Annotated in this window: 30 protein-coding genes, 1 rRNA gene and 1 pseudogene (1 of these 32 running past the window's edge); 9 read left to right on the forward strand and 23 right to left on the reverse strand. The window is 39.1% G+C overall.

Going from position 1 to position 26340, the window contains the following annotated elements; all coding sequences use genetic code 11:
• Both ACE1CI_RS12240 and ACE1CI_RS12245 read right to left on the reverse strand, forming a co-directional pair.
• A 16S ribosomal RNA gene (locus tag ACE1CI_RS12240) occupies positions 1 to 1470 on the reverse strand (it extends 19 nt beyond the left edge of the window).
• A 275-nt stretch (positions 1471 to 1745) separates the two neighbouring features.
• Positions 1746 to 3575 (reverse strand): aspartate kinase, encoded by a 1830-nt coding sequence (locus ACE1CI_RS12245; RefSeq protein WP_413263971.1) that lies wholly within the window; start codon positions 3573 to 3575, stop codon positions 1746 to 1748.
• Positions 3576 to 3938: 363 nt separating this feature from the next.
• Between ACE1CI_RS12245 and ACE1CI_RS12250 the strand changes: the two genes are divergently transcribed.
• The 3 genes from ACE1CI_RS12250 (at position 3939) to ACE1CI_RS12260 (ending at position 5219) form a co-directional block, all read left to right on the forward strand.
• Entirely contained in the window at positions 3939 to 4511 is a 573-nt protein-coding gene (locus ACE1CI_RS12250) for a Uma2 family endonuclease (RefSeq protein ID WP_413263970.1), read from the forward strand.
• An 83-nt stretch (positions 4512 to 4594) separates the two neighbouring features.
• Positions 4595 to 4858 carry a type II toxin-antitoxin system Phd/YefM family antitoxin gene (locus tag ACE1CI_RS12255; RefSeq protein WP_413263969.1) on the forward strand — a complete coding sequence of 88 codons (264 nt, stop codon included), beginning with the start codon at positions 4595 to 4597 and terminating at the stop codon, positions 4856 to 4858.
• A 13-nt stretch (positions 4859 to 4871) separates the two neighbouring features.
• On the forward strand, positions 4872 to 5219 hold the full coding sequence (locus ACE1CI_RS12260; RefSeq protein ID WP_413263968.1) for a type II toxin-antitoxin system RelE family toxin: 348 nt from the start codon (positions 4872 to 4874) through the stop codon (positions 5217 to 5219).
• A gap of 26 nt (positions 5220 to 5245) precedes the next feature.
• Here the strand turns inward: ACE1CI_RS12260 and ACE1CI_RS12265 are convergent, their stop codons facing one another.
• Positions 5246 to 6067 carry a pentapeptide repeat-containing protein gene (locus ACE1CI_RS12265; RefSeq protein ID WP_413263967.1) on the reverse strand — a complete coding sequence of 274 codons (822 nt, stop codon included), beginning with the start codon at positions 6065 to 6067 and terminating at the stop codon, positions 5246 to 5248.
• Positions 6068 to 6275: 208 nt separating this feature from the next.
• Here ACE1CI_RS12265 and ACE1CI_RS12270 point away from each other — a divergent pair, with 208 nt between their 5' ends.
• Entirely contained in the window at positions 6276 to 6710 is a 435-nt protein-coding gene (locus tag ACE1CI_RS12270) for a hypothetical protein (protein ID WP_413263966.1), read from the forward strand.
• 377 nt (positions 6711 to 7087) lie between these two features.
• Complete coding sequence (locus ACE1CI_RS12275; protein ID WP_413263965.1) at positions 7088 to 8008, forward strand: hypothetical protein; 921 nt, start codon at positions 7088 to 7090, stop codon at positions 8006 to 8008.
• Positions 8009 to 8071: 63 nt separating this feature from the next.
• Here ACE1CI_RS12275 and ACE1CI_RS12280 read toward each other — a convergent pair whose 3' ends face one another.
• The 6 genes from ACE1CI_RS12280 to ACE1CI_RS12305 all read right to left on the reverse strand — a co-directional run bounded on the left by ACE1CI_RS12280 (position 8072) and on the right by ACE1CI_RS12305 (position 11802).
• On the reverse strand, positions 8072 to 8422 hold the full coding sequence (locus ACE1CI_RS12280) for a hypothetical protein (protein ID WP_413263964.1): 351 nt from the start codon (positions 8420 to 8422) through the stop codon (positions 8072 to 8074).
• Between the two features lie 138 nt (positions 8423 to 8560).
• A complete protein-coding gene (locus ACE1CI_RS12285; protein WP_496615428.1) occupies positions 8561 to 9583 on the reverse strand; it encodes a DUF4351 domain-containing protein in 1023 nt (340 codons plus the stop codon).
• Positions 9584 to 9585: 2 nt separating this feature from the next.
• Positions 9586 to 9921: a hypothetical protein gene (locus ACE1CI_RS12290; RefSeq protein ID WP_413263962.1), complete on the reverse strand. Its 336-nt coding sequence runs from the start codon at positions 9919 to 9921 to the stop codon at positions 9586 to 9588.
• Positions 9918 to 10055 (reverse strand): hypothetical protein, encoded by a 138-nt coding sequence (locus ACE1CI_RS12295; RefSeq protein WP_413263961.1) that lies wholly within the window; start codon positions 10053 to 10055, stop codon positions 9918 to 9920. Before ACE1CI_RS12295 ends, ACE1CI_RS12290 begins: the two co-directional genes overlap by 4 nt.
• Positions 10056 to 10097: 42 nt before the next feature.
• Positions 10098 to 10442 carry a DUF4351 domain-containing protein gene (locus ACE1CI_RS12300; protein ID WP_413263960.1) on the reverse strand — a complete coding sequence of 115 codons (345 nt, stop codon included), beginning with the start codon at positions 10440 to 10442 and terminating at the stop codon, positions 10098 to 10100.
• Positions 10443 to 10458: 16 nt separating this feature from the next.
• The gene (locus ACE1CI_RS12305; RefSeq protein ID WP_496615429.1) at positions 10459 to 11802 is read right to left on the reverse strand and encodes an adenylate/guanylate cyclase domain-containing protein; all 1344 of its coding nucleotides are present in this window, start codon (positions 11800 to 11802) and stop codon (positions 10459 to 10461) included.
• Between the two features lie 598 nt (positions 11803 to 12400).
• Here ACE1CI_RS12305 and ACE1CI_RS12310 point away from each other — a divergent pair.
• Entirely contained in the window at positions 12401 to 12652 is a 252-nt protein-coding gene (locus ACE1CI_RS12310; protein ID WP_413263958.1) for a hypothetical protein, read from the forward strand.
• A gap of 20 nt (positions 12653 to 12672) precedes the next feature.
• Here ACE1CI_RS12310 and ACE1CI_RS12315 read toward each other — a convergent pair whose 3' ends face one another.
• The 8 genes and pseudogenes from ACE1CI_RS12315 to ACE1CI_RS12350 form a co-directional block, all read right to left on the reverse strand.
• Positions 12673 to 13770, reverse strand: coding sequence for a protein kinase domain-containing protein (locus ACE1CI_RS12315; protein WP_413263957.1), 1098 nt, complete (start codon positions 13768 to 13770; stop codon positions 12673 to 12675).
• A 430-nt stretch (positions 13771 to 14200) separates the two neighbouring features.
• Positions 14201 to 14893 (reverse strand): CHAT domain-containing protein, encoded by a 693-nt coding sequence (locus ACE1CI_RS12320; protein WP_413263972.1) that lies wholly within the window; start codon positions 14891 to 14893, stop codon positions 14201 to 14203.
• Positions 14872 to 15066 (reverse strand): annotated as a pseudogene (locus tag ACE1CI_RS12325) (PIN domain-containing protein); the annotation flags it as partial. The gene ACE1CI_RS12320 and the pseudogene ACE1CI_RS12325, both read right to left, overlap by 22 nt.
• Positions 15067 to 15083: 17 nt before the next feature.
• Positions 15084 to 15320 carry a hypothetical protein gene (locus ACE1CI_RS12330; RefSeq protein WP_413263955.1) on the reverse strand — a complete coding sequence of 79 codons (237 nt, stop codon included), beginning with the start codon at positions 15318 to 15320 and terminating at the stop codon, positions 15084 to 15086.
• A gap of 206 nt (positions 15321 to 15526) precedes the next feature.
• Entirely contained in the window at positions 15527 to 15781 is a 255-nt protein-coding gene (locus ACE1CI_RS12335) for a hypothetical protein (RefSeq protein ID WP_413263954.1), read from the reverse strand.
• 80 nt (positions 15782 to 15861) lie between these two features.
• Positions 15862 to 16263, reverse strand: coding sequence for a type II toxin-antitoxin system VapC family toxin (locus tag ACE1CI_RS12340; RefSeq protein WP_413263953.1), 402 nt, complete (start codon positions 16261 to 16263; stop codon positions 15862 to 15864).
• 12 nt (positions 16264 to 16275) lie between these two features.
• On the reverse strand, positions 16276 to 16545 hold the full coding sequence (locus tag ACE1CI_RS12345; RefSeq protein WP_413263952.1) for a hypothetical protein: 270 nt from the start codon (positions 16543 to 16545) through the stop codon (positions 16276 to 16278).
• Positions 16546 to 16617: 72 nt separating this feature from the next.
• Complete coding sequence (locus ACE1CI_RS12350; RefSeq protein WP_413263951.1) at positions 16618 to 17199, reverse strand: hypothetical protein; 582 nt, start codon at positions 17197 to 17199, stop codon at positions 16618 to 16620.
• A 68-nt stretch (positions 17200 to 17267) separates the two neighbouring features.
• Here ACE1CI_RS12350 and ACE1CI_RS12355 point away from each other — a divergent pair, with 68 nt between their 5' ends.
• On the forward strand, positions 17268 to 18146 hold the full coding sequence (locus tag ACE1CI_RS12355) for a hypothetical protein (RefSeq protein ID WP_413263950.1): 879 nt from the start codon (positions 17268 to 17270) through the stop codon (positions 18144 to 18146).
• A gap of 7 nt (positions 18147 to 18153) precedes the next feature.
• Here the strand turns inward: ACE1CI_RS12355 and ACE1CI_RS12360 are convergent, their stop codons facing one another.
• The 5 genes from ACE1CI_RS12360 to ACE1CI_RS12380 form a co-directional block, all read right to left on the reverse strand.
• On the reverse strand, positions 18154 to 18990 hold the full coding sequence (locus tag ACE1CI_RS12360; protein WP_413263949.1) for an SH3 domain-containing protein: 837 nt from the start codon (positions 18988 to 18990) through the stop codon (positions 18154 to 18156).
• A 150-nt stretch (positions 18991 to 19140) separates the two neighbouring features.
• A complete protein-coding gene (locus ACE1CI_RS12365) occupies positions 19141 to 19716 on the reverse strand; it encodes a thioredoxin family protein (protein ID WP_413263948.1) in 576 nt (191 codons plus the stop codon).
• A 33-nt stretch (positions 19717 to 19749) separates the two neighbouring features.
• A complete protein-coding gene (locus ACE1CI_RS12370) occupies positions 19750 to 20943 on the reverse strand; it encodes a hypothetical protein (RefSeq protein WP_413263947.1) in 1194 nt (397 codons plus the stop codon).
• Positions 20944 to 21052: 109 nt separating this feature from the next.
• Positions 21053 to 21988, reverse strand: a complete 936-nt coding sequence (locus tag ACE1CI_RS12375) for a hypothetical protein (protein WP_496615430.1) — start codon at positions 21986 to 21988, stop codon at positions 21053 to 21055.
• Entirely contained in the window at positions 21933 to 22247 is a 315-nt protein-coding gene (locus ACE1CI_RS12380; protein ID WP_496615431.1) for a hypothetical protein, read from the reverse strand. The genes ACE1CI_RS12375 and ACE1CI_RS12380 overlap by 56 nt, the downstream gene beginning before the upstream one ends.
• 303 nt (positions 22248 to 22550) lie before the next feature.
• Here ACE1CI_RS12380 and ACE1CI_RS12385 point away from each other — a divergent pair, with 303 nt between their 5' ends.
• Together ACE1CI_RS12385 and ACE1CI_RS12390 are read left to right on the forward strand one after the other, a co-directional pair.
• Positions 22551 to 24749, forward strand: a complete 2199-nt coding sequence (locus ACE1CI_RS12385) for a protein kinase domain-containing protein (protein ID WP_496615432.1) — start codon at positions 22551 to 22553, stop codon at positions 24747 to 24749.
• Between the two features lie 267 nt (positions 24750 to 25016).
• Positions 25017 to 25454 carry a hypothetical protein gene (locus tag ACE1CI_RS12390; RefSeq protein ID WP_413263944.1) on the forward strand — a complete coding sequence of 146 codons (438 nt, stop codon included), beginning with the start codon at positions 25017 to 25019 and terminating at the stop codon, positions 25452 to 25454.
• A 295-nt stretch (positions 25455 to 25749) separates the two neighbouring features.
• On the opposite strand, the gene ACE1CI_RS12395 is transcribed toward ACE1CI_RS12390, so the two are convergent.
• Positions 25750 to 26334: a DUF4276 family protein gene (locus ACE1CI_RS12395; protein WP_413263943.1), complete on the reverse strand. Its 585-nt coding sequence runs from the start codon at positions 26332 to 26334 to the stop codon at positions 25750 to 25752.
• Positions 26335 to 26340: the final 6 nt, after the last annotated feature.

A 26340-nucleotide genomic window follows, 5' to 3' on the forward strand; every position in this document is an offset into this window, starting at 1 on the left:
CACCTTCCGGTACGGCTACCTTGTTACGACTTCACCCCAGTCATCAGCCCCACCTTCGGCATCTCCTTCCTTTGCAGGTTAGGATAACGACTTCGGGCGTGGCCAACTCCCATGGTGTGACGGGCGGTGTGTACAAGGCCCGGGAACGAATTCACCCCAGTATGCTGACCTGGGATTACTAGCGATTCCGCCTTCATGTAGGCGAGTTGCAGCCTACAATCTGAACTGAGCCACGGTTTATGGGATTAGCTTAACATCGCTGTTTAGCTGCCCTTTGTCCGTAGCATTGTAGTACGTGTGTAGCCCAGGACGTAAGGGGCATGCTGACTTGACGTCATCCCCACCTTCCTCCGGTTTGTCACCGGCAGTCTCTTCAGAGTGCCCAACTGAATGCTGGCAACTAAAGACGAGGGTTGCGCTCGTTGCGGGACTTAACCCAACATCTCACGACACGAGCTGACGACAGCCATGCACCACCTGTGTTCGCGCTCCCGAAGGCACTCCTCCCTTTCAAGAGGATTCGCGACATGTCAAGTCCTGGTAAGGTTCTTCGCGTTGCATCGAATTAAACCACATACTCCACCGCTTGTGCGGGCCCCCGTCAATTCCTTTGAGTTTCACACTTGCGTGCGTACTCCCCAGGCGGGATACTTAACGCGTTGGCTACGGCACTGTGAGGGTCGATACTCACAACACCTAGTATCCATCGTTTACGGCTAGGACTACAGGGGTATCTAATCCCTTTCGCTCCCCTAGCTTTCGTCCTGTGAGTGTCAGTTGTGGTCCAGCAGAGCGCTTTCGCCACCGGTGTTCTTCCCAATCTCTACGCATTTCACCGCTACACTGGGAATTCCCTCTACCCCTACCACACTCTAGCTCTTCAGTTTCCACCGCCCCTCAGTGGTTAAGCCACTGGTTTTAACGGCAGACTTGAAGAGCCACCTACGGACGCTTTACGCCCAATAATTCCGGATAACGCTTGCATCCTCCGTATTACCGCGGCTGCTGGCACGGAGTTAGCCGATGCTGATTCCTCAAGTACCGTCAGATCTTCTTCCTTGAGAAAAGAGGTTTACAACCCAAGAGCCTTCCTCCCTCACGCGGTCTTGCTCCGTCAGGCTTTCGCCCATTGCGGAAAATTCCCCACTGCTGCCTCCCGTAGGAGTCTGGGCCGTGTCTCAGTCCCAGTGTGGCTGGTCATCCTCTCAGACCAGCTACCGATCGTCGCCTTGGTAGGCTCTTACCCTACCAACTAGCTAATCGGACGCGAGCTCATCTTCAGGCAATAAATCTTTCACCTTTCGGCACATCGGGTATTAGCAGCGGTTTCCCTCTGTTGTCCCCATCCTGAAGCTAGATTCTCACGCGTTACTCACCCGTCCGCCACTAGCTCCGAAGAGCCCGTTCGACTTGCATGTGTTAAGCAGACCGCCAGCGTTCATCCTGAGCCAGGATCAAACTCTCCATTTGATTTACTTGACTCATTCGTTCCTAGCTACGCTAGAAACTTTTTATTAATTTCTTTGACGAGCTTGGCTTTTTTTGGCTTTCAAACTATACTTTTTTCTAGGTTCGGGCGCGACTTGGAGTGCTTCGCTTGTGCTTGGCTTTCTCTCGACCGCTTTACTAATGTATCAACCCCTAAAGGGTTTGTCAACACTTTTTCTAAACTTTTTTTGGGAAGGCTAGAACTGTTTATTCGCAAGGGTTTCAAGGGGAAGTCATGCGGGGAGTTGGCTCAGGCATTAAGCGGGAACCTGGATTTTTTGATTACCTGCTAGACCAAAGGCGGCATGAATTGTCTGTAAGGCGGTAACTCCTTGGTCTTGGGCGACTACGCAGCTGAGTTTAATTTCTGAGGTGGCGATCATTTGGATGTTGATTTGGTTTTTGGCTAGGGCTTCAAACATTTGGGCTGCTACTCCGGGTTGTCCTTCCATGCCTGTGCCTACGGCGCTGACTTTGGCGATCGCATAGTCCACCACAACCTCCCCGCACCCCCATTCAGTAACAACTTCTTGTAAAGTGGCTTTGGCTGCTTCAGCATCGTTTTGGGCAACGGTAAAGGCAATATCTCGCCGGGGAAGCCCGTCAATAATTCGACAGCGTTGGGATTGGATAATCATATCGACACTTATATTTTTGCTGGCGAGTTGTTTAAATAGGCGTGCTGCCATGCCTGGTCGATCGGGAATGTGTCGAATCGCAATACGTGCTTGGTTAAGATCTAGGGCAACTCCTCGCACTGGTGGTAAGGGGTGTTCGGCGGTATTCTCTTGGGTGATTACTTTTCTGTTGATCCATGCCGGAGAAGTGTTCACATCAAAGGTTTTACAGAGCGCAGAGATTGCCCGATCGCATTCTCCCGCCTCAACTACACAACTCACTTTCACCTCTGAAGTAGAAATCATCAGGATGTTGATCTCAGCTTCTGCTAAGGTGGCGAACATCTCAGCAGCGATTCCAGGTCTTCCGATCATGCCTGCACCAGCTATACTGACTTTGGCGATTTGTGGATCTACCATGACTTCGGCTTCATCTGGGGCGGGTGTAGGATGAGTGCGTAAGACGGGTGCGATCGCAGCTGTTACGGCTTCGGCTTTTTTCACTACATTTTTGCTGACGGTGAAGGCGATATCATTACTATTACCTTCATGAATTGACTGAATAATTAAGTCAACATCTAAGTCTTGGTGGGCTATTTCGCCAAACAAACGCGCCGCTACACCAGGACGATCGGGTACGCGCAACAACCCTACTTTAGCTTGATCGGTATCAAACTCTACTGCATCGACTGCTTTTACCAGTTCTAAACCTTCTAACGAACGAGTTTGATATGCTGGAGAAACTACCTTTGTACCGGGTTCATCTGTCCAACTCGATCGCACTACTAAAGGTACTCCATAGTTCCGGGCAATTTCTACTGCACGGGGATGCAATACTTTTGCACCCAAGCTAGCTAACTCCAACATTTCGTCAGAGGTGATTTCTGTCATTAGCTGTGCATCGGGTACTAAGCGGGGATCTGCGGTTAAAATGCCGGGAACATCTGTGTAAATTTCGCAAAAATCAGCGTGTAAAGCCGCTGCTAAGGCAACGGCAGAAGTATCCGATCCGCCACGTCCCAAGGTGGTAATTTCCAAGTCTTCTGCACTGGAAATCCCTTGGAATCCTGCCACTACTACCACTTTACCTTCTTCTAAATGCCGCGAAAGTCTTTCGGTTTCAATTCGCAAAATTCGGGCGCGAGTGTGTTGTGCTTCGGTGACTATTCCTACTTGGGCACCTGTGAGGGAGATTGCTGGTTGCCCCATCTCCTGCAATGCCATACTGAGAAGGGCAATGGAAACTTGCTCGCCAGTAGAAAGGAGCATATCCATTTCCCGACGACTAGGGTTAGTGGAAATTTCATTAGCTAGCTTAACTAAACCATCGGTGGTTTTTCCCATTGCTGAGACTACTACTACCACCGAATTACCAGCTTTAGATGTATCTATAACTCGTTGGGCTACTGCTTTGATGCGTTCTACTGAGCCAACTGAGGTGCCGCCGTACTTCTGGACAATTAGAGCCATGACCGATTTTCCCCTTGAGCCTCTGGTTAATTTTGACCCGTTGAAGAGGTATTTTTAGAGGCATTATATTATGTAATGAACTTTTTGAATTTATCAGAATTTGGTAGGAAGATCAGTTAAAGTTTACACTCCTTTATTAGGATATGCCGAATCAGCGTTATGTAGCATAAGTAGCAAATTAGTTATTAGTTTAGGCTCTTTAATATGTCTTTAGCTGCAAACAATCTATTTTATAGAACGTATTAGTAGGTTGTAATTATGGTAAAATTATACTTATTATTAATGCGATGAATTTGACAATTACTCGATGCGTCTAACAAATTAATCTAGAATATAACAAAGATTATTTGGAGATATACTAAAATGGTTGTCAGCCAAAACACTGTTTATATTTCCCACGCAAACTATCTAAAAGGCGAGGAAATTAGTCCCGTCAGACATGAGTACATTAGAGGAGAGGTTTATGCAATGGCTGGAGGTACTCAAGCTCATAACACTATAACTGGTAACATTTTTGCTTTGTTGAGAAATCATGTGCGGGGAAGTGGATGTCGAGCTTTTGTAGAAAACATCAAGGTTTTGATAGAAGCAGCTGATGTGTATTATTATCCCGATGTGATAGTAACTTGCGATGAAAGGGATAAAAATTTATCTGAATCTTTCATTCGTTATCCGAGTTTAGTTATAGAAGTATTGTCGGATAATACAGAAGCTTTCGATCGCGGAAATAAGTTTGCTGATTACCAACAAATTGAATCTTTACAAGAATATGTGTTAGTTTCTCAAAAGCGGCAAAGAGTAGAATGTTTTCGTCGCAATGCTGAAAGACGTTGGGAATTATATACTTTTGTTCAAGGGGAGCAGATTCAGTTGGCTAGCATAAATTTTAGTGTTGATATTTCGGCTTTGTATGAAGATGTAGCAGAATTGAGTTAAGATGCTAATAAGCTGAGTAATTTTCCCTGAGTTTGAATAGTCAATCTATAATCAACTCAATCCAAAGATCAATCTCTAAAATTATGCCAAAATACCTAAGTATTAACGAAGCACAAGAAAAGCTACCAGAATTACCGGATCAGTTGGCAGATGAACTAGCAATAATCACTAAGGACGGTAAGCCTGTAATGATTGCTATGAGTTTAGAACAGTTTGAATCTTTGTTGGAAACTTTGGAAATTGTTTCCGATCGAGAATTTATGGCGCAGTTGCGAGAAGGTATTCGACAAGCAGAGGCGGGAGAAACTATTAGCTTAGAAGAGTTAAAGGCAGAGTTAGGATTTTGAGAGTATTGGAACAATGGAATCTGTTGTGGAATACAAAGTTATTCTAACTATTCAAGCAAGACAGCTATTTGCTGAGATTAAAGACCGTCGGGAACAAGAATTAATTTTGGCAAAATTAGCAAAACTTAAGCATGATCCTGATAAGCAAGGTAAAGCTTTATCAGAAGATTTAATAGGCTATCGTAGTGTCCGTGCTGTTGGTCAAAGATACCGGATCGTGTATCGAATTATAGAAGATCAGGTGTTAGTTATGGTGGTAGGAATAGGAAGACGTAAAGAGGGAGATAGAAAAGATGTGTACACAGTTACAAAGAAATTATTAGGGGATATTATGTTGGAGTCGCAGACAGAAGAGGAGTAATTATAATTTATTGAGCGAATGCTGTTCTAATCTTCCACTTGACTCAATGTTTCTAAAAATTCCTGTACAACTCGATCGGGTTCTTCGCTACATCTGGTAGGATTGTAATATTGGATAATGGAGATGCCGTGAGTTTGGAAAATGCGATCGCACTCCCGAAAATTCGCTTCAGCTTGTTGGGATGGTGAGCGATCGATCTCTAAAATTCCCGATTTACCTTGATAAAAAATCAGAAAATCAACTTGTTTATTTTCTCTGCCTTCTATGCTTGTTAGCCGAATTTGGAAGTTAGGGATAAAGAGGATGTTTGTGCGATCGAGTGCTTCCGCTATTTTCACTTGTGCTTCTGAACAAAAATGTAACCCATTCCAGTGATAAGTTTGTTCTTCTGAGTCAGGATTAGCTTCCCAGTTATCTCTTGCTTTATCTGATTGAGTGTTATTATTAGTAATAATTTTTCGGTCTAAAATAGCTTGACATAAATCTGCCTGAATTAAATTTGCACATATTCTGGTTTCACTTAAGTTTGCTCCAGTTAGATTAGCACCATTAAGATTTACCTGAATCGCTTGATTTCCATATAAATTAATTTTATTTTGACGCAAATATCGCCTTAAAACTGATTGAATATTATCTTTTTTAACCTTTTCTCCAAATGCTTCTGAAAGAAGTTTCCAAAGTTTAGCACCAGCATCTTTGATATAATCATATTCGTATTCGGAAGTTACAGCAATTTCCTTATAAGAGCGACCTTCCCAAGATTGACGAAACACTAACTCTTGAACTTTATTGAGGCGTTGATAATTGAGGACAATTTCGATAAACTCTAATGCTTCGTCAACAGTCATTTGTGAAAGTTCCTTAATAGTGCAACCTGAAATAGTTGTATAGGGTATAGGCAGAATCCATCTAACCACGAAATCTTTGCCCAAATATAGATTCTAACCTGATCGACAGGCAATTATTACTTATATATGACTTTTATATTACTTTTTCTCACCGTCATAGCTAATATCAAGCTGCTAGGGTGTTGCAAGCATAAAGGAGTAATTTTCTATGACCGAACCTGTAACACTGACAGCAGCCGCGATCGCTACGCTAGTTTTAATTAAAGCCTCAGAAAAGGCTGGTGAAAAGCTTGGAGAGAGAGTTGTTGAGCAGGGTAGTAAGTTGCTATCACAACTTAAGAGCAAGTTACCAAGTACAGCAAATGCCATAGAACTATCGCCACAGCAACCATTAGATTATCATAAAACTGTTCTTGAGTTGGAGGCAATCAGTAATCAAGACCGCGAAATTGCTCAAGCTGTTGAGGAATTGGATATAACAATAAAAGCAGACTCAAAACTTTCTCAAGCAGTTCAAGCTTTAGCAGTTGCCCTCAAGACTCAACCACCAACTGTTCAGAATTTTGGAAAAATTGCCGAAGAAATTAGAGAAATTAAAGCTCTTTTTCAAGGAGGCACTTTTACTGGTAATTTCAACTTCTGACTGACTAAGGAAAAGCAGAAATATAATTTTGATTTTGATACTTTCGTCAAAAAGATTGCCAATGACTATACCTATTTAGAATATTTATCCCCTAGAATAGCCGATCAAAAATGGAAAATTTTAGAGTCATATTCAGAAGAGAAGTTTGAAACATTTGAACTTCAAACTCTCAAGCTAGTTGTTAGCTATTGCTGCTACTTTATTAAAAACCTTCCGACCCCTTCTCCAGAGTACAGATATAGTAGCAGAAAAGCTTATTATTCATTGACTAAAAAGATGAGTAATGAAAATAAATTAAGGAAGAGTACCTATAAACTAAGCTCCATAATTAAAGACAAGATAATGGCTGAAATAATCCGAACAATGGAGGAATAAATATGAATTCAATTGATAGAGCGTTAATTAGAGAATATTTTGAATGCTTACAAAAGCGACGTACTACAACTGAATCATTTGCAAAGCAAGTAATTTCTGATTTGCTAGCTCACTGGAAAGAGAATAGAGCACCGAAAGAAGGAACTTGGGCTTACATCATAGTAGGTGTGTTATTATTTTCGCTCTTGTTCAGTCCTGTCCTTACTGTTTTCCTAATTTTGACAACTGTATTTATTGCACAACTAAGAATAAAACCAAATATTAATCCACCAGTTGATGATAAACAAATAGACCGATGGTTGTTAGAAGACAAACAAAATATTTTAGAAAAAGTTCCTGATGAATTAGATGTAATATTAGTAGGCAATTCACAGAATACACCTAAGTTACTTAATGTAGTACTGAATCAAGATGCTCCCATAGAACTTAGTAGTGGATTTATCCTAGAAAATGATAATAATAATTTGAGAAATTCTTTTGTTTCTAAAGATTATTATGTAGAAAAAGGACTAGATAACAAAACTAGGTATAGTATTCATGTATTTATGGTAATTTATCTCTGTCGGAACTTTCTCACCTACTATAAGTGTTATTGGAATTTTATCAGCGGTGCGGCAAACATAGTTGAGACTGGTGAATATTTGTATGACACAATTGTTTCAGTAAAGACTGAAGAATTATCGCTATTAAAGTCAGTAAATGATGATGGAGAAAAGTTAATACTCAAGAAAGTTTTGCGTATTAGCACTACTGACGGAAAAGAATTAGAGTTCCCTGCGATATCAGACATAAGAGTGAGTTATGAATCCTTTCGGAGAAATGATATTTCACCCGTTAGAGATGCAGCACATATTATTCGAGAAATGATAAGAGAAAGACGTATTGATGTGCAAATAGTAAAGCCGTTTGATGCAGATGATTAAGAGTCATGATACTTAGGAGAAAAAGAGAAAGAAAGGCGATCGCACTTTCCCCTCTTCATCAAACTAAGTTGTTTTGGATTGTGCGATCGCCTTCTTTTCCTGAAGCATATTAAAACTACCGTAAACAATCGAAATTTCAAAAATATCTGTATGAATTAAAGCGGGTTTTCGATGTGCATTCTCACCCAAATGAATACCAATTAAATCTGCTAATTCTTCTTCTGCTTCCTCTTCATCGTGAACATCCCATCTGATTTCACGACAATCATTAAATACTAGCGAATAAGGTAAGCGATCGCCTGTTGGATCGTACAAACATTTAACTAACACCTCAGTACACCACCGAGAAATTTTTACATTTGTTACCAGAGATGTAAGTCCACCTAAACCTAGTAAATTATAATCATCAGCCATACTTATAAATAGGAAAGAACGAGAACAAAAGACGATCGCACTTTCTCCCCTCCATCAAACTAAGTTGTTTTGGATTGTGCGATCGCACTTTAACTTTCTGAAGATAGATGAATTGCAATTAATTCATTACCTAAAAGTTCACGCCAAATTTTCCAACCAAGCAGTTAAATCATCAGGGGATGAAAAATCCAACAACGCTTCTGCTAATTCCTCCAATTGAGTAATTGATAAAGCACGAATTCTCTCTTCTGTGCTGGGTGCAAGTTCTCCCACCCGTCGCCGAAGTAGGCGCAAAATTACTAACACTTCGCGTTGTAAACCTTGTTGTAAACCGCGTTGAACGCCTTTTTGAAGTATTTCTTGATAAAACAAAGATTCTTGCATATTATCCTCCCGAAATAGCTGACTAATCAGATTTGGTTTATGCAGCAATCCTGACATTACTGCGGTACAAACTAATATCTCTCTTCGCTGTGTGGGGTCTTGGATTAATTCTACTCTTGCAGCTACTTCCTGCAACAATTCTCTTGGGGAGTCGCTGCGAGTTAGAGGTGCTAGGGGTAGCAAGGCGGGATCTGCTAAAAACAATTCTGAGTCTTCTTCCCATAACCGAATTATGCGATAGGAATGTATTGTGTTTGCTTCCTGAAATCTGTCTATGAAAACTAGGGGTGAATCGATACGTTGCAGGAAAATTACTACTTGTTCTATTTTACATCTGTATTTTCCATAAAGGCGCACCCAGTAGTTGAGCATTCGTTCGGGAATTGGGGGGTCTGAATAAGGTAATTTTTCAAATTCTAGGTGTAAGATTGTGTTGCCGAATCTTAATAAAATTAAGGAATCTGCTCTAATTGGTTCGGTGGGTAATTCGGTTTTGAGGATTTCGACTGTGGTGAATTCCTCATGAGGTAATAACCAGCGAACGAAACTGGCTGGATTTTGGGAGGCGATGTATTTGCAGGTGTTATCGTAAACCAATGTTTTGCTTTTTTGTCGGCGGATTTTCCCTTTTTTTAGATTATACTTGCTCCCGATAAAGTTGGAGAAAAAATCTGGATTATTTTCGACATTGCTGTGGCGATCGCACTTTCCCCCCTTCATCAAACTAAGTTGTTGTAGATTGTGCGATATTGCTTGGCAATGGGATTGCGATCGCATCTTCAATTTTTAACTTTCTCAACTCGATTTTCCAAAGATTTTTGCAGTGCTAACGCCTCTTCAGGATTTCCAAATTCACCAATATCTACTGGCAATTTCAACTCTTCTCCTCTGTATTTTCGCAAAACCAACCTAGTCACTTTAAAAATAATGTGCTGATTAAACTTGAAAGTTTCCCAGAAGCTATTGTCATGGTTAACAACCTGAATTTTTTGCTGATTTATCGTGTCAAAGTGCCTGGTAAACTTGAAGTAGCGTTCCTCCTCTCCGAGAGACATTAATACATCAAGTGAGTCTGCATCTTTTTGGAATTCAATAGCTAAAATTCTTACTTTCACTGTCTTACCTGGTAAACTGCAAACAAAGTCCAGTAATTCAGAAACTCCTCTATATACATTTTATATCTTGTGCCATTCCAAGGATCGCTCCACCAAACTAAACTGTTGTAAATTGTGCGATCGCATTTCAACATTATGATGGGGAATTAATTTGAGTTAATTCCCCAATAGAAACTTCAATTTAAATTTCCCAACCAAGCAGTTAAATCGGTTGGTGATGTGAAATCTAACAATGCTTCTGCTAATTCCTCTAATTGAAAAAGCGATAAAGTACAAATTCTATCTTCCGTACTTGCTGGAATTTCTCCTACTTGCCGTCTCAGTAAACGCAGAGTTTGTAGAAGTGCTTGCTGTTTTTGTCCTTGTGCTATACCCTGCTTTAAACCTTGTTCTAAACCTTGTTCTAAACCTTGTTGTAACCCTTGTTGTAATCCTTGTTGTAATCCGCGTTGTACACCTTTTTGCAGTATTTCTTGGTAAAACAAAGATTCTTGCATATTATCCTCCCGAACTTGTTTCATATCATATTTATTGAAATTAATCCGGCAAAGTTAATATTTCCGAAATTTTGCCTTTTAGTAAGTAAGTTTTCATGTCTCCTCTGCCTTTGACATGGATAATTCCCCGTTCTACAAAGTTGTAATGATTCTTTAGTAATTCGTAAGTTTCGCTGGTAACTTGTATGCTGCCTGGTATGCCGTGAGATTCCATACGACTAGCAATATTTACTGTGTCTCCCCACAAATCATAAATAAACTTTTTCAAACCAATTACTCCGGCAACTACTGGGCCAGTATTAATGCCAATTCTAATTTGAAACTTTTGATTATTTTCAGTATTAAATTTGGCTAATTCTTGTTGCATATCTAAAGCCATATCTGCGATCGCAATTGCATGATCTTGCCGAGGAATTGGTAGTCCAGCAACTACCATGTAAGCATCACCAATGGTTTTGATTTTTTCCAAATCATGCTTTTCGGCTAATTGGTCAAACAGTGAGAAAATTTTATTGAGTAATTCCACCATTTCTGTTGGGGGAATTTTGGTTGATAATTCTGTAAAACCGACAATATCAGCGAATAAAACGGATGCTTCACTAAAATGTTCGGCTAAAGTTCCAGTGGATTGTTTGAGACGGCGTGCGATCGATTGCGGTAAAATATTCAGTAATAAACGTTCTGATTGTTCTTGTTCAATTGCTAGTTGTTGATAAGCTACTTCCATTTGACGACGAGCTCTAAACTCGGAACGCTGCAACCGTTCGTATAAATAAACTGACAAATCACAAACAAAACAAACCCAAAACATATACAAAAATAATAAGGATGTATTCATCCAAGGTGCTGGCATTGTCGCAGCTTTATTTAACAAAAACTGAATGCTGACATAGTAAGTTAAAACTCCCAGTTGTGTTGTTAAGTGTAAGTGCCAACACACAGGAATTAATGTAGTCATGCCAAAAAATGTTAAAGGCCATCCTAAAATATCAGGTTCGATTTTCCCGGCAAAAATTGTATTTATTATTAGTGGAATTAGGGTGACAGACCAAGCAAAACAGAGAAAAATTACGCTGGTATAACGCCGACCGAATTTAGTTTTTAGTAAGAGTAAACAAACTAATAAGCTTAATTCTTCGGTAATATATATTGCCAAAATTAAAGGTTGGAAAAACTCTCGGTTGAAGAAAAAGTTTCTGATTTCCAAGGCGATAAAAGTCAACAATCCGATTAAAGCAAGTTGTAAATTTAACTGCAAACGCTTGCCCAGAAAGTCTCGTCGCCATCTTTGGTAATCAGCTGCTTCCACCTGAGTCTGTGCTTGGTGCCCTAGCAGATTTGGGATTAAAGAAGCCAATTGATATCTGTTTAGTAGTCGCCGCATCCTGATTGCTAAACCCAAGGAGTAGAAGCTAAATTTAAAACCATCATAGGCTATAGCCCTCTTTTGCCACTACCACTAGAGAATCTTCTGGAACTGCATAGTCAGGACTTAGGCAGTGGGATGGTGCGTTACACTGGCGTTAACGCACCCGAAGGATAGAGGTTTGCGTAAGTCCTAATAGTTTCTTAGGCTTTCGCCTTGGGACAGCAAGCATTATTGAGAATGACTAAAATCTAGACTAGGCAAGGGGAAAGCCTTTTTCTCTGCTTATAGTGACAAAAGCGGGATGGGTGGAGGTAGCTTATATTTTATTTAGAGGGAAATATGTGGCTGTATCTTCCGGGGAAAGGATGACAGTTGGGAAATTGTCTACTTGGAGAAGCGATCGCCCAAACCAGCAAAAAGCAATTATTATTTCGCTACAGTCTTACAATTGCAGTTGTTTGGGGAAAGTATACCTAGCTGAAGTAAATTATAACTAAAAGTAAAGCGAGTTTACTCTTGAGTCACCTTAAAGAGTGACACATCATGTCAAAGAAAAGTCAAAGAAATTTTTTATTTTGAGAATAAGGATGAGTAACAAAGCGAGAAATCACAAATGCAAAACGATATCAATTTACCAATGGCGGCTGTAGTCAACGATATAGAAGCTTTGATTACAGAAATAGATGAAAACCCTCAGATGTCCTCTTGGGTGATCAGATTAGTACTGAAAACAATTAAAGAAAAAGCCCGCAAAATGGCATTAGATAACCCAGCTAACGTTACTAATTTTAATCAAACACCTCATTTTGATGTTTTGACTAATCCCTCAGCAATTACTCCAGTAAAAATCACAACTTTAAGATAGATTTTATCCTAATTAATTCATTAAGAACCAGGTTTATTTTTGGGTGCTTTAGGATCGAATTGAGACTTGAGTTCATCTAATTCTAGATCGATCTGGTTTTTTGCTGATCCAGTTCCTAAAAACTGCGATCGCAATTCTTCCAATTCGCGATCGACTTGACTTTTAGCTGCTTTATTTGTAGGATTTGCGGGAGGTGCAGGTGGGGGAGTTTTTACCGGAGGTTGGCTGGGTGTGACTGAAGTTGGCGAGTTTAAATCTTTGAGGACTTCGGCGGCTGATTGATAACGTTTGTTGATAGCATTTTCTAGCATTTTATCTAAAATACTACCAAGTGAATTGCTAACTGGATGTTGTAAAAATTGCCGCCAAACCCAGGTATCTTCTTCCAAATTATATAGGTCAAAAGGTGACATTCTTGTTAATAAATGAATGCAAGTGACACCTAAACTATAAATATCGCTAGAAAAAACGGCTTTACCACGCGACTGTTCTGGTGCTACATATTCGGGGCTACCGATACTAGTTCCGGTTTTTTGTAAAGCAGTACCAGCAGTAGTTTTAGCAGCACCAAAATCAACCAAAAATAACTTATTATCGCTGCTTCTTCTAATAATATTGTCCGGCTTAATATCCCGATGAATTACTTGGTGACTATGAACAAATTGCAGTATGGGTAATAAATCATTTAATAATTGGCGAATTTGAGTTTCGTTGAAAGCACCTTTTTGAGCTAGTTCTTGAGATAAAGTTTGCCCATCAATGAATTGTTGAATTAGATATTGGCGGTTATCTTGAGTGAAATAAGCTAATAAGTCGGGAATTTGCGGATGTTTACCTAATTCGTCCAATTGAACTGCTTCTTGAGTGAATAATTCTGCGGCTTTTTGGGCGCTATTTGTACCTTGAACTAAAGGGAAAAATTGCTTGATTACGCAAGGAGGTTTAGATGGTTTATCTTCATCAATGGCTAAAAATGTTCTGCCGAAACCGCCTTGTCCAATAGGTTTTATTGCTCGATAACGTTCTCTTAGTAAGAGTTTTGCGCCGCAGTTTACACAAAAGTTTGTTGTTCCAGGGTTTTGCGGATTTGGGCAATTAGGATTGAGGCAGTAACTCATAATATTTTACCAATTAATTAATGATGGGGTATAGCATATTATAAAACTTACAGGACTTACGCAAGTGTCAGATTTGGATCGAATTGTAGGGTGCGTCAGACATTAAATTTGATTGAAAGAATCAGGGTTTTAGCGTCTGACGCACCCTACTGTAGGTGCAAATAAATAAAGTGATAATAGTTATATTCGGATAGGGCGGGCAGGATGCCCACCCCACAAGAGTTACAGCTTTCTTGTGGGGTGGGCAGGATGCCCACCCCACAAGAGTTACAGCTTTCTTGTGGGGTGGGCATCCTGCCCGCAAAAGGTTTTCACTTTATTTATATCTACCTACTTATTGCAAAACCCTGTAGAGACGTTATATATAACGTCTCTACATTCTGGGATATATAACGTCTCTACATTCTGGGTAATCTTGATGGACATGATATTACCGCCCATTGCCAATTAAAATAAAAGGCGACCAATAATAAGGATGAGAATAATCGCTTTGAATTAGGCTAAGTTTCGCTTTTCGTAAGGCTTCACTTTTGCTCATTCCTTGCTTCATATTTTGATAAAACTGAATCATTAAATCCTTTGTCGCAGCATCATCAACACTCCAGAGAGTTGCAATTATCGATTTAGCGCCAGCACGTTCAAATATATAGGCGACTCCGGCTATTTCTTCACCATTGGAATTTGTTTCTATGGCAGTTTGGCAAGCACTGAGGGTGAGGAGTTGGGTATTTTGTAATCCTAATAAGGCAGCATCGGCTATTTTGAATTGTTGATCTGCAAATAGGATTGTGTTTGCTTCCATGTTCAATTTTTTACAACCTTGGGGTTGGAAACAGCCGTGAGTTGCTAAGTGTAGGAGTGGAAAGCGGGATGCGGCAATTTTGAATTTTTCTAGGGTAGCATCGTTGTGGAGAAATACTTGGCTTCCTGGGAACATCTGGGCAAGATTTTTTACTTCTTCCTCTGTTCCGGGTAGATTTTGCGGATCTTGGGGAATCGGATTTCCTAATGCAAAAATACCTTTTTGTAGAAAGGTTTGATTTTGTAGAGACGTTTGATTTTGTAGAGATGTTTCATGAAACGTCTCTACATTATTGGATTTTAAAGAACGACTATAAACCAGTTTTCTACTTGAAGTTCGAGAAAATCTGCGTAATCTGACACATTATTAGTGACAAGAATCAGATTATTAACTTTGGCAATAGCAGCAATTTGACCATCTGCAAAAGAAGGGGTTTTTCCGATAGTTACCAAATGCGCTCTTTGTTCTGCGTGCCATTTAGCTGCATTGGCATCTAACAGGAAAAGTAAACTCACAAAATCACCTCACGACCGGGTGATTTATCTCGCAATTCGGCAAAAAAATCTTCATCAATACCTAATTCTTCCACATTGTTCTCTTGCCGAAACTGTTCTAAACGTTCCCAGAATCCCGATTTACCTGGAACAACTATATCAAATTTATCGATGATAATTTCTGTGCCATCAGGAATATTAATTTTGTCTAGCAATTCAATAATTTTACCTTTCTTGATTCCTTTGATTTGCATGATATTTTTTCCTTTTATTGTCAGGGTTGCTGTAATTTTTCTAAGTTTTATACTGTTAGATTTATTTTAACCAATCTTCTAATTGCAATTCTGGAATGTTAATGAAATCTCTAGTATTGTGAGTTAGTAGGATATTTTTACTAAGATCTTGCATCAGTCGCAAAACCCGCCTGCGAATCAATTCGCAGGCTAATAGCTCAACTCCACTAAAGTGGACTGAAAGCTTTTAATTTTAAATATTTTAGTCCTCTAAAGAGGACTTTTGCTATGAGCCTGGGACTTGAGTCCCAGGCGAATTTTGCGACTGATGCAAGATCTGAGTTTACGCGATCGAGTTGACGTTCCTTTTCCAAAAATTCGCCTATTTTTGCCCATTCTTCTCTATCTTCATCAGAAAGACTTTCTAAAAATTCCTTCGATTGGGATGGGCGGGTTTTGATTTGGATATTTTTGTTTTGCATTCAAACCTTTGGCTAAACCCGCCCCTACCGATTTGTATTAATCTTATAAATAAACGATATATTGTACTCCAATAGCTTTTTTATTCCTCTTCTAACCAATCTTCTAATTGCAAATCTGGAATATTCATGAAATCTCTAATATTGTGAGTTACTAGGATATCTTTACGCGATCGAGCAACAGCAGCAATTAGTACGTCTATATCTTCACTAGGTCTGCCAATTCTTCTTAACTCACCCTGAATTATGCCAAATTCGATCGCCGCATTTTGATCGAATTCGACAATAGTTGGCATCAAGCTAACCAATTGTTCTATTCGGTTGAGATTATCTTCGACCTGTTGAGAACAGTACGCACCCTTATAAAGTTCTGCTATCACAATTGTGGGTACGTAGCACTGAGCGTACTTAGGGTAAAATTGAGCTAACGCTTTTGGATTTCGATCGTTAATCGCACTACAAATGTTGGTGTCTAGCAAATACACAAACTTTTACCTTTATTCTGTTACTTGTACACCATGAATTTTTTCCGAATTAGCCCTTTTTTCTCTTTCTAATTCTTCCATAGTTTTCCTAAAATCCTCTCTCCCTTCCCAAGGACTTTCTAAAAATTCCTTCATCTTTTGCAACTTTTCTTCATTACTCGTGTTCTGAATCGCCTCAATCTCGATATTCACTTCTTGACCATCAGGAATATTAATTTCTTGTGAAAGTTCGATCGCTTTCCCTCGTTTGATGCCTTTGATTTTCATGTTGGTTGTCTCCATGCTACTGGATAATATCTTAACTCTAGAAACCCGGTTTCTTCAAGAAACCGGGTTTCTCTGTACCTCACTCACTTAATAGGGTGTGACGATAATAGTCATGGTTTTGTCGGCTAAATTAAAGCGCATTTCATCTACTACGTAGGTATTTGTTTTGGCGATCGATTCAATACTTTCTAATCGGGTTCGATCGACCACAGGTGGCCCTAATCTTACTTCTGCTTGTCCTTTAATCGGGTCTTTCAAAATAAAAGCATTCAGCGGAATTTTTTCCCAAGATCTTGGCAGTAAAACTCTCTCACCTCGGATAAACTGCCGCCCATCGCTGCCATAAACTAAACCTTGATTGTCAAACTTTACATTGACAATTTGACTCAGAGGGATAGAAATAGAATTTCCATTGCGCTGAATTGATAGATTTTGTCGGTCGATCGCCTTTATCTGACCACTTTTTGATTGATTCCCTTTCAGGATAATCTCTGCTTCTGAAGGCAAGGATACAGGAATTAATCTTTCATCAGCTTTGAGGTTTGGTACTTGTGCAAATGTAAAGTTTCTTGTGTGAATATTTTGATTAGTTGCCGCGTTGGTGTGTCCAACAAAGTGGGGTGTTGTTGCTAAAAGTGCCACGACAAACACCGGGAAAAAAGGTTTCATATTTTGGAACTCTTTTTTAGTGAGCTATAATTTATCTATTATAATTCATCTACATTTGGAGAGGTTTTGTGTCCAGTCCTGCACCTACTCAGGAACTAAATATTTTAGGCAAAGTTGCCAGTGTTGTCGGTTTATTGGGTGCTGCCCTTTTCTTCACTGGTTGGATTTATCGCTGGTCATATTTCTACTTTTTTCAATTAGAAGTAACTACTCTAGATTTACCAGCGCAGTCGTTTTTTATTGTTCCTTTGCAAGTATTTTTCGGTGATGGTTGGGCAATTTTCAAAAGTGTAATTGCTTTGATTTTCACTGCTATAGCTATTATCATTACTTTATGGTTAATTCAAGTAATAGGTAGTGCGGTTAGTGTTAAAATAGAGAGATGGCGATCGCACATTATTAGTTACTGTGAAAGACGCGATCGTTTTTGGTGGGCGCGTCAACTAAAGTCTTTGGTTCAGTTTAATTCGATTAACATAGATTCGATTAAGTTTTTGCGATCGCTAGTAGATGAAGTAGTCATAGTAGCTTGGATATTAATGGTTTTATTTTGGTTAGCTAGTTGGCAAGGAATCGCAGATGCAAGAAGAGATGCGGGACAAAATTCTACTTTACCAGTTGTCACTTTAGTAACACCAGAAAACCGTTCAGCTTTAGGACGTAAACTAGACAATGAATTCACAGATCCGAGTTTAAAGGGCTATCGGATAATTGGCGATCGAGGTTTATTTAATTCTGTAGTAGGCAAAGAAGATACTGATATTAGTAATAAAAAGAATCCGAGAGTTTGGCGATTATTAATGGAACGTGGGGGTTGGATTTATTTGTTTCCCGCTTTACCTGCGAATTCTCAAGCAAGCGATCGACCTATAGTTATCGCTATTCAAGAAAGTCAATCTAGCCCAAATTTAATGATTTTAAGTGGAGAAACATCAAAAACAAAATAACCTTAAATTAATTACCGTTTCCTCCTAATAAATAACGCAATCGCCATTGTCCATCAAATCGGGCAAAACTAATGCGGTAATCTCTCGGTTCATAATACACGAACTGATTTTGCACCCAGCCTTTTTTACGATTTTTCAAAATCACTGGAGTCCACCCATCAAATTGATTAACTAATTCTCGATCGGATTCTGATAACTTCTGGTAAGTTGCTGAATCAAATTGTACCAATTCTTTGGAAACTACTGCTATTATAGGTGAATTAGTTTTAGTGTCGGCGCGAATATTTACTTTTTCGCCAAGAATTGCTACCTCACTTTGCCAATCAGAATCATATATTGGTTTACCAAAAGTTTTCGGACAAACCCAAATTTCGTTTTCGGTTTCCTGCTGAGTTATTCTCGTAGTAACTTCTAATGTACACCCAGCACTAACAGCTTTTTCTATTTGTTGCCAAAATGGTGAGCTTTTATCTTCCAAGTAATAATTTTCTAGGTTTAATGATTCCCCAGAATTTGATTTAGTTTGCGTTGTCACAAGGGCGCGAATAAAAGTTTCATCATAGCGCTTGACTGCACTTAAAAAAGATTGGCGAAATTGGGAAAAATCTACTTTGCTAGATAGAGGATTGCTCGGTGATAAACTATTTTTATTATGATTAAGATTATTTGATTTTTGCAAGGTTAAATTTTTGGGTAAGGAGTCATTTTCCAATGAGTTTGGAGAGAAAATTTGAGCATTTAACGCTGATTGTTTACCATTTAAATAACTGATGGTTGCTAAAGTAGAACCTGCGATCGCGCCAAGGACTATCATCATAAACATCAAAATGTGTGGAAATCTCATACTAATTCCTCTGCAATTCAATTAGCTGGGGGAAGATAGTTACCCTGACTGATACTATTTTATACTTTTACTGTTTCCTAAAACAGCAATAAACCCGTCTGGAAAAGAACGGGTTTTATATAACTCAATATAATAACCTAATGATTAGCTCTAGTAACTTGGTGCGTTACCAGCTTTCCACTTAATATTACAGCCAACACTAGGTTTTTGTTCTGGATTCACAGATCGATCGTTTAATACTGCATCGATCGCAGCACGTAAATCTTTACCTGTCACAGGAATTCCGTTACTAGGGCGACTATCATCCAATTGACCGCGATAAACTAATTGTCTATGGCGATCGAAGAGGAAAAAGTCAGGAGTACAAGCAGCGGTGTATGCCTTAGCAACTTCCTGAGTTTCATCATAACAGAAAGGAAAAGTAAACCCAAGTTCTAAAGCCATTTGTTTGAGTTTTTCGGGTGCATCATCAGGGTAATTTTTGGCATCATTGGCACTGATAGCAACTATTCCCAAACTCTGATTTTTGTAATCTTTTCCTAATTGTGCCAATTCATCTTTAATATGTTTGACAAAGGGGCAATGGCGACAAATGAACATCACTAATAATGCTTCCTTGTCAGCAAAGGTTGCCAGGGAAATTTTCTCATTGGATACTACATCTGGTAGTTGAAAATCGGGTGCTTTGGTATCCAATGCCAACATAGTTGAAGGTGTTAACGCCATGATTGCAACTGCCTTTAGTAAAAGTTATTATTCTTAAGATATCAGATGCTTTGATTTTTTATTGTTGCATCTTAGTTTGATTTGCCAACCAATACCAAAAGCGGCAAAACCTAATAAGCTAAAAGTAGAAGTAGGTTCAGGGACAGATGTTGAAACGGGTGTTAGTAAAAAGCCACGCGGTTGACCATTAAGATAACCATTGCCAATTATTTGCCCTTTGTTATTAATTTTTAAGGCAGAAGTTAGTTGCCAGCCTAAATTAGGAGCAATAAAATTACTCAGATCGTAGATATTATTTTCTTCCCAAATTACGGCGGATGTTGAATAATATTCAGAGCCATAAGCATAAGCACCGACTATTTGCCCTAAATTATTAATGCTATTTGCTTGACCGTACCTACTGCCAATAAAGCCTAAGTCAGTACCAATTGGGTTTTGTTCCGGGTTATTCCATAACAGTCCATGATAGGGGGCTGAAAATAAATCTCTTAAGTCATAAATCATACGTCCTGAACCAACTACTTGACCTCGATCGTTGATAGATGAAAGTGTTAATGGAACGAGAGATTTATAAGTGGTAGTAACTTCTGTAGGGAATAATTGAGTTAATTTGCCATTGTCATAAAAGAAACTATTCCATATAGGTCCACCAGTAAGATTTCCAATTACTTGACCAGAATTATTAAGTGCCATTCCAGAAACATACCTAGCAGAAAATAAATTGGTAAAGGTGCCGTCAACATCTCTAAGTAAACCGTAAGCACCATAGCGAAACTGCGAGGTATAACTCGTTAGTCCAACTAAAGCTATTTGTCCTGCATCGTTAATATCTTGAGGGATTACATTAGTGCAACTAACTTCAGATAGACAAATGTCAACTGGAGGTCTGTCTATTTTTGTAATGTTATTTCCATCAAAAATAAAGGCTTCTTCACCGATCGCATAATTGCCTGCATACCAATAACCAACTATTTTACCTTGGTTATTGATTGCATTAAGTCGAACCAGACTAGGATTTCCACTAATTATGTTACTAAAATCAGTGAGAGTTCCGTTAGTCCATAAATATTTTTCTCCGACTATTTGACCATTGTCATTAATGTCTGAAGGCGTGAAAGGTAATTCAGTAATGGAATAAAAGGAAATTGCAGCAGAGGGTAGGGTGGTGGCGCAAAAAATTAAAGCACTACTAGCAGTAGTTAACGAAAAGTTTTTTAAAGTTATCATGGGAGTAATTTAGAATTTATAGACGAAGTTTTTACCCACTAGTGAGTTACTAACTGAGTGAGAACTTAGCGTGAGTTTGTTTAGTGGAAGATTAGCGATCGCCAACAATTTACAAACCTATCTTAGGGAAGGTAAATAAAGATTTCTTCTTGCATCTTAGTTTGATTTGCCAACCAAGACCAAAAGCGGCAAAACCTAATAAGCTAACAGCAGAAGTTGGTTCGGGTACAGATTTAGAAACAGGTGTTAGCAGAAAGCTAGCCAGTTTATCATTCAGATAGCCATTGCCAATTATTTGGCCTTGATTATTAATTTTTAAGGCAGAAGTTAGTTGCCATCCTGAATTAGGATCGATCGACTCGTTGAGATCATATATAGTATTTTCTTCCCAAATTACAGCAGATCTTGAATTGTAGTTAAGGCCAGAAGTACCTACTATTTGGCCTAAGTTATTAATGCTATTTGCTTCGCTGTAACTACCTCCTAGAGTGCCTAAGTCAATCCCGACAGGATTTTGTTCGGGGTTATCCCAAAACACTCCATGAGTGGGAGATGAATATATATTTTGTGGGTCATTACTAATATTTCCAAAACCGACTACTTGACCTCGATCGTTGATAGATGAAACTGTTACTGGAATAGAAAATGTAGAATCCCTAAAATGTTCTGTGGGAAATAATAGATTTACTTTACCATTGTCATAAAACCAACTATTTCTGACACCTGCACCTCCACCATTTCCTATTACTTGACCAGAATTGTTAAGCGCCATTCCCACAATAGCTCTAGCTGAAAATAAATTGGTAAATGTGCCGTCAGTATCTCTCAATAAACCAAAAGCACCATAGCGAAACGTCTCAGGAGGTCGCAGTCCAACTAACGCTATTTGTCCAGAATCGTTAATGTCTTGAGGGATTAAATTAGTACAACTATTTTCGCTTCCACAAACGTTAATTGGAGGTCTGTCTATTTTTGTAATGTTAGTACTATCAGCAAGAAAGGTTTTGTTCGCCTGTATGATAACTGCCCGCAAACCAATAACCAACTATTTTACCTTGGTTATTAATGCCAGTAAGTTGCATAAAATTAGGATTTTCACTAATTAGGTTACTAAAATCAGTGATAGTTCCGTTGTTCCATAAATACTTTTCTCCAACTATTTGACCGTTATCATTAATATCTGAAGGACTGAAAGGTAACTCAGTAATAGAATAAAAGGAGACTGCGGTAGAAGGCAGGGTGGTGGCGAAAAAGATTAAAGTACTGCTCGCAGTAGTTAAAGAAAGCTTTTTTAAAGTTAACATGGGAGTAATTTAAAATTTATAGGCAAAGGGTTTTTTCCACTGCTGAGTTACTAACTAGGTGGAAACTTAGCGGGAGTTTATTTAGTCAAAACATAGCGATCGCCAACAATTTATAAACCTATCTCAAGGTAGGTAAATAAACAGAAATAGGATTTACCGTATAATCAAGTAAAAATAGTCACGCAATTAAGTTTCAGATTACCAGCCAAAAAACTGGCAACCTAGAAAAATTACATAGTTGCCTAGTTGAGCTAATCTGGATGAGATAAGTTAAAATCTAACAGCCCAACTTGTAAGTTAGGTATGATGCCGATTTATTGCTCTAAGGGACACGAAAACGCTAATACTAATCTTTATTGTCAACAGTGTGGGGAGAAGCTGGAGCAACCTGTTGTTAAAGGTGTTTATCCGGGGTTGCTGCTGGGCGATCGCTATCGGATCGTCCGCCAACTCGGACAAGGTGGGTTTGGGCGGAGTTATTTAGCGGAAGACTCTAACCGCTTCAATGAACTCTGTGTTTTGAAAGAGTTCGCCCCCCAAGTTCAAGGCACTTACGCACTACAAAAAGCTGTAGAATTATTTGAACGAGAAGCAGGCATTCTCTACAAATTACAACATTCGCAAATTCCTAAGTTTCGGGAATTATTTCGGGCAAAACTTCAAGATGAAGGGCATTTATTTTTAGTTCAAGATTATATAGAAGGGGAAACTTATCGCGCTTTATTAGAAGCAAGAAAACGCCAAAAGCAGAAATTTACAGAACCAGAAGTTAAGCAATTAATGTTGCAACTTTTGCCAGTGTTGGATTATATCCACAATTTTGGCGTAATTCACCGAGATATTTCCCCTGATAACATTATTTTAAGAAATTCTGATAATTTGCCAGTATTAATTGATTTTGGTGGGGTAAAAGAAGTAGCGGCAAATGCCGAATCTCAGTTTACTCAAGCGCCACCAAATGTTGTGCCTTCTTATGCTACTCGATTAGGCAAAGTTGGTTATGCACCACATGAACAAATGCAAGTGGGTTTAGTTTATCCCCACAGTGATTTATATGCTTTGGCGGCGACTGCTTTGGTGTTATTAACTGCTAAGGAACCCCAACAATTAATCGATCCGCATAATATGACTTGGAACTGGCGACAAGAAGTAAATCTTAGTCCCAGTTTTGGCATGACTTTAGATAAAATGTTAGCTTATCGTCCGGGCGATCGCTATCAAACAGCCCGTGACGTTTTGCAAATTTTATCAGGTAATCCAAATCCCGTTGTTCCTGTTACCCAAGCACCAAGTTCTGCGACAACTCAAGGTACTGTAGCAGTTTCACCAGCAGCTACTCAACCTGCAAAAATTCCTCCGGTTAACAGGAGTCAAACTAGTAGTAGTTCCAGTGGTTGTTTAGGGAAAATTTTAGCAACGGGTTTAGTAATTGCGATCGCAGGTGGCATAGGTTTAGCAATTAGCAATAGTAACTTATTTAAGAAAAGTAGAAAACCCCCTCGCCCACCTGTAGAACAACCAACGGCGACAGCAACACCTGAACCGCCGATCTCGAAACTTTCGCCACAAGAACAAGCGAGAAAAAATGCGTTGCGCGATCGCCGTCAAGGTTTAGGAATAGATTATAATTTCTTTTTAAATTTAGTCAATGAAACATTCTGGCAAAGAAATCCTAGTCAGAGAGGAAAGGTTTTAAGCGATGAACCAAAAGACGAACAATTACGGAATCAATGGGATAAAATTGCTTCCGAATGGTTGGATAAACTAGCATTTTTAAGCAGTGAATCTCGTCGCCGTTTGGGAAGTTACACAGTAAACGATCGCTCGCAATGGAAAGCAGAAGTAAATAATAAAAAACTGAGTAGTCGCGCCCTTTATGACATCGCAGATGCCGAATTTTTCTCCAGATTTCCCGAACAACGAGATCGAAAGTTTATTGACAAACCAATTGGACAAGTTTGGCAAGCAGTAGTTTTTGATAAAGTCAATGCTATAAAATATGGAAATGCTTTGCAAAGAATCGTTTTTCCTGAAGGGGAAATAGGCGATCGCGTTAGCGGTACACTCAAACCCGGAGAAGGAAAAGCTTACATTGCAGGACTTGCTGCTGGGCAAATTATGAATGTAAAACTACAAGCAGATAGCAAAGTTTTATTTTCAGTTTATCCACCAACAAGCGAACAACCAGCATTATTAGAAGATGCTACCAAACGTACTTGGTCAGGTACGCTTCCCCAAGGTGGTTTTTATGAATTTGTTGTAGTTTCTAAAGCAGAAAAACCTGTTGATTATCAAATTACTATAACTGCGGAAACTCCCGCGCCACCACCAGAACCAACAACAGAACCAACACCCATTCCCACACCAACTTCTACTGCAACACCAACAACAGAACCAACAACAGAACCAACAACAGAACCAACAACAGAACCAACACCAACAGAAACTACTCCATCCCCTCCTGTTGAAACACCTCCAACTAATCAACAAGGGAATCTTTAGGTGTTGATAACTAACTGTTGAAATACAGTTATAGCAAGCTAAGTAAAGGTGCTGTATCAATTTTACCAGAAAAGACTTGTGAAAAACTCAGCTATTGACGTATAATGCGCGGGGGAAGAAATTTAACCAATATTAGGTGAAACAACCCAACGTATTGAAAATTTAAGCGATCGCACCGCTTAAAAAATTTCCTCATGCTTTATAGTATGTCAGCCAATAATTGTCGGTAATTCTTTCTGATAAAAACAACAAAAAACAGGAGTGCTTATGCGTTTTCGTTCCATGTCAGTTTTGATTGGCATCGCCGCTTTTAGTGCTGGAATATTGCCTGTAACAATGATTACTGCCGCACCGAAACCTGATTCCTCAATCCTGGCGCAAAATGTTCCAGTGGGAAACGTAGGTAAAGTTAATCCCGGTCAACCAATAAGAATGACAGTGGTAAATAATACTTCGCTGCCCCTATTTGCAGGAATTTCTGGTGGTACAAGATTGGAACTTGAACCCCAAGGCAAAAATACATTTATTTTTGATTCAACACCAATCAATGTTTTTGTTTATCCGGCTCAAGGTACCGCAAGTTTGAAGTACAAAACCAGCACCCAAGGCAACACCGTAACTGTCCAAGTTACTCAAGTTGGTGGAGTTACCCCTGGTGATGGTACGATTAATATCAGACCTTCTGGTGCAATTTATGTCTTCTAATCAATGAACTATTTGATAATAGTTGAAACCATTGACAGATTAAATCAAAGTTTGAATTTGAACAAACCTTAATCTAGGCATAAAGTCTGCAATTTCCTATTTTTTTTGAACCATCAATTTAAGGTGAGAGGAAAATCCCCCTACTAATATTTTTCAGAAATTAGCGGATTTTTACACAAACCTTACGCAAAAAAACCCAGTTTCTACGCCAAATCATTGCTTTAGATGAGCAAACTTAAGGCAGAAACCGGGTTTTTCACCCCCTCTGCATAAGTCCTGTAATAAACGCTAACTTTCAGCCGATAATTTTCCTAAGTCCATCGCGAAAAACTTGAAAACTTTTTGACTGATTAATTTCCACATTCATATAAGGAGCAACTCTCTGAGCAAAGTCAATTTTTTGTAACCCTGTTTCATAACCGTATTTTTTGAGAATTCGATCCAATTGTTCCCAAGTTCCACCTTTAATTGCATCTGGGTTGCGAAAACTTGCTTTCCTACATAGAGAAGTGGGTATCTTTTCATACTCAGCGCAAATTGCTGATACATCTCCAAGAAACCAAGATTCTAATTCTTCTACAGCAATTCGATGGAGAACTATATTACCTTTTTGTTGCCTAACCACACTGCTAGCATCGCACAAAATTTTTTTTAACTCTAAACAGTCATCTCTATCTTGGTCAACTACAACTACTATGCGCCAGTCGTCTGGCACAAATTTAGCATAAGCATCCATACGTTCTGGTAGTTTTTTTAAAAGCCTATCTTTATTTTGAAAATTATGAATTAAGAAACTATGATTATCTCCGATAATTTTGGGAACAATAATTTTTAAAGTTACTTCTGTGGAATATTCTTCTACTAAAAACTCGATGTGCATGATTGC

Origin of the sequence: Floridaenema flaviceps BLCC-F50 (genome assembly GCF_041929275.2) — a bacterium.
Lineage (GTDB): Bacteria > Cyanobacteriota > Cyanobacteriia > Cyanobacteriales > Aerosakkonemataceae > Floridanema > Floridanema flaviceps.

Coding starts and splice junctions, on each gene's coding strand:
- ACE1CI_RS12245 (WP_413263971.1), bottom strand. CDS start 3,575: ATGGCTCTAATTGTCCAGAAGTACGGCGGCACCTCAGTTGGCTCAGTA.
- ACE1CI_RS12250 (WP_413263970.1), top strand. CDS start 3,939: ATGGTTGTCAGCCAAAACACTGTTTATATTTCCCACGCAAACTATCTA.
- ACE1CI_RS12255 (WP_413263969.1), top strand. CDS start 4,595: ATGCCAAAATACCTAAGTATTAACGAAGCACAAGAAAAGCTACCAGAA.
- ACE1CI_RS12260 (WP_413263968.1), top strand. CDS start 4,872: ATGGAATCTGTTGTGGAATACAAAGTTATTCTAACTATTCAAGCAAGA.
- ACE1CI_RS12265 (WP_413263967.1), bottom strand. CDS start 6,067: ATGACTGTTGACGAAGCATTAGAGTTTATCGAAATTGTCCTCAATTAT.
- ACE1CI_RS12270 (WP_413263966.1), top strand. CDS start 6,276: ATGACCGAACCTGTAACACTGACAGCAGCCGCGATCGCTACGCTAGTT.
- ACE1CI_RS12275 (WP_413263965.1), top strand. CDS start 7,088: ATGAATTCAATTGATAGAGCGTTAATTAGAGAATATTTTGAATGCTTA.
- ACE1CI_RS12280 (WP_413263964.1), bottom strand. CDS start 8,422: ATGGCTGATGATTATAATTTACTAGGTTTAGGTGGACTTACATCTCTG.
- ACE1CI_RS12285 (WP_496615428.1), bottom strand. CDS start 9,583: ATGCGATCGCAATCCCATTGCCAAGCAATATCGCACAATCTACAACAA.
- ACE1CI_RS12295 (WP_413263961.1), bottom strand. CDS start 10,055: ATGTTGAAATGCGATCGCACAATTTACAACAGTTTAGTTTGGTGGAGC.
- ACE1CI_RS12300 (WP_413263960.1), bottom strand. CDS start 10,442: ATGAAACAAGTTCGGGAGGATAATATGCAAGAATCTTTGTTTTACCAA.
- ACE1CI_RS12305 (WP_496615429.1), bottom strand. CDS start 11,802: ATGCGGCGACTACTAAACAGATATCAATTGGCTTCTTTAATCCCAAAT.
- ACE1CI_RS12310 (WP_413263958.1), top strand. CDS start 12,401: ATGCAAAACGATATCAATTTACCAATGGCGGCTGTAGTCAACGATATA.
- ACE1CI_RS12315 (WP_413263957.1), bottom strand. CDS start 13,770: ATGAGTTACTGCCTCAATCCTAATTGCCCAAATCCGCAAAACCCTGGA.
- ACE1CI_RS12330 (WP_413263955.1), bottom strand. CDS start 15,320: ATGCAAATCAAAGGAATCAAGAAAGGTAAAATTATTGAATTGCTAGAC.
- ACE1CI_RS12335 (WP_413263954.1), bottom strand. CDS start 15,781: ATGCAAAACAAAAATATCCAAATCAAAACCCGCCCATCCCAATCGAAG.
- ACE1CI_RS12345 (WP_413263952.1), bottom strand. CDS start 16,545: ATGGAGACAACCAACATGAAAATCAAAGGCATCAAACGAGGGAAAGCG.
- ACE1CI_RS12350 (WP_413263951.1), bottom strand. CDS start 17,199: ATGAAACCTTTTTTCCCGGTGTTTGTCGTGGCACTTTTAGCAACAACA.
- ACE1CI_RS12360 (WP_413263949.1), bottom strand. CDS start 18,990: ATGAGATTTCCACACATTTTGATGTTTATGATGATAGTCCTTGGCGCG.
- ACE1CI_RS12365 (WP_413263948.1), bottom strand. CDS start 19,716: ATGGCGTTAACACCTTCAACTATGTTGGCATTGGATACCAAAGCACCC.
- ACE1CI_RS12370 (WP_413263947.1), bottom strand. CDS start 20,943: ATGATAACTTTAAAAAACTTTTCGTTAACTACTGCTAGTAGTGCTTTA.
- ACE1CI_RS12380 (WP_496615431.1), bottom strand. CDS start 22,247: ATGTTAACTTTAAAAAAGCTTTCTTTAACTACTGCGAGCAGTACTTTA.
- ACE1CI_RS12385 (WP_496615432.1), top strand. CDS start 22,551: ATGATGCCGATTTATTGCTCTAAGGGACACGAAAACGCTAATACTAAT.
- ACE1CI_RS12390 (WP_413263944.1), top strand. CDS start 25,017: ATGCGTTTTCGTTCCATGTCAGTTTTGATTGGCATCGCCGCTTTTAGT.
- ACE1CI_RS12395 (WP_413263943.1), bottom strand. CDS start 26,334: ATGCACATCGAGTTTTTAGTAGAAGAATATTCCACAGAAGTAACTTTA.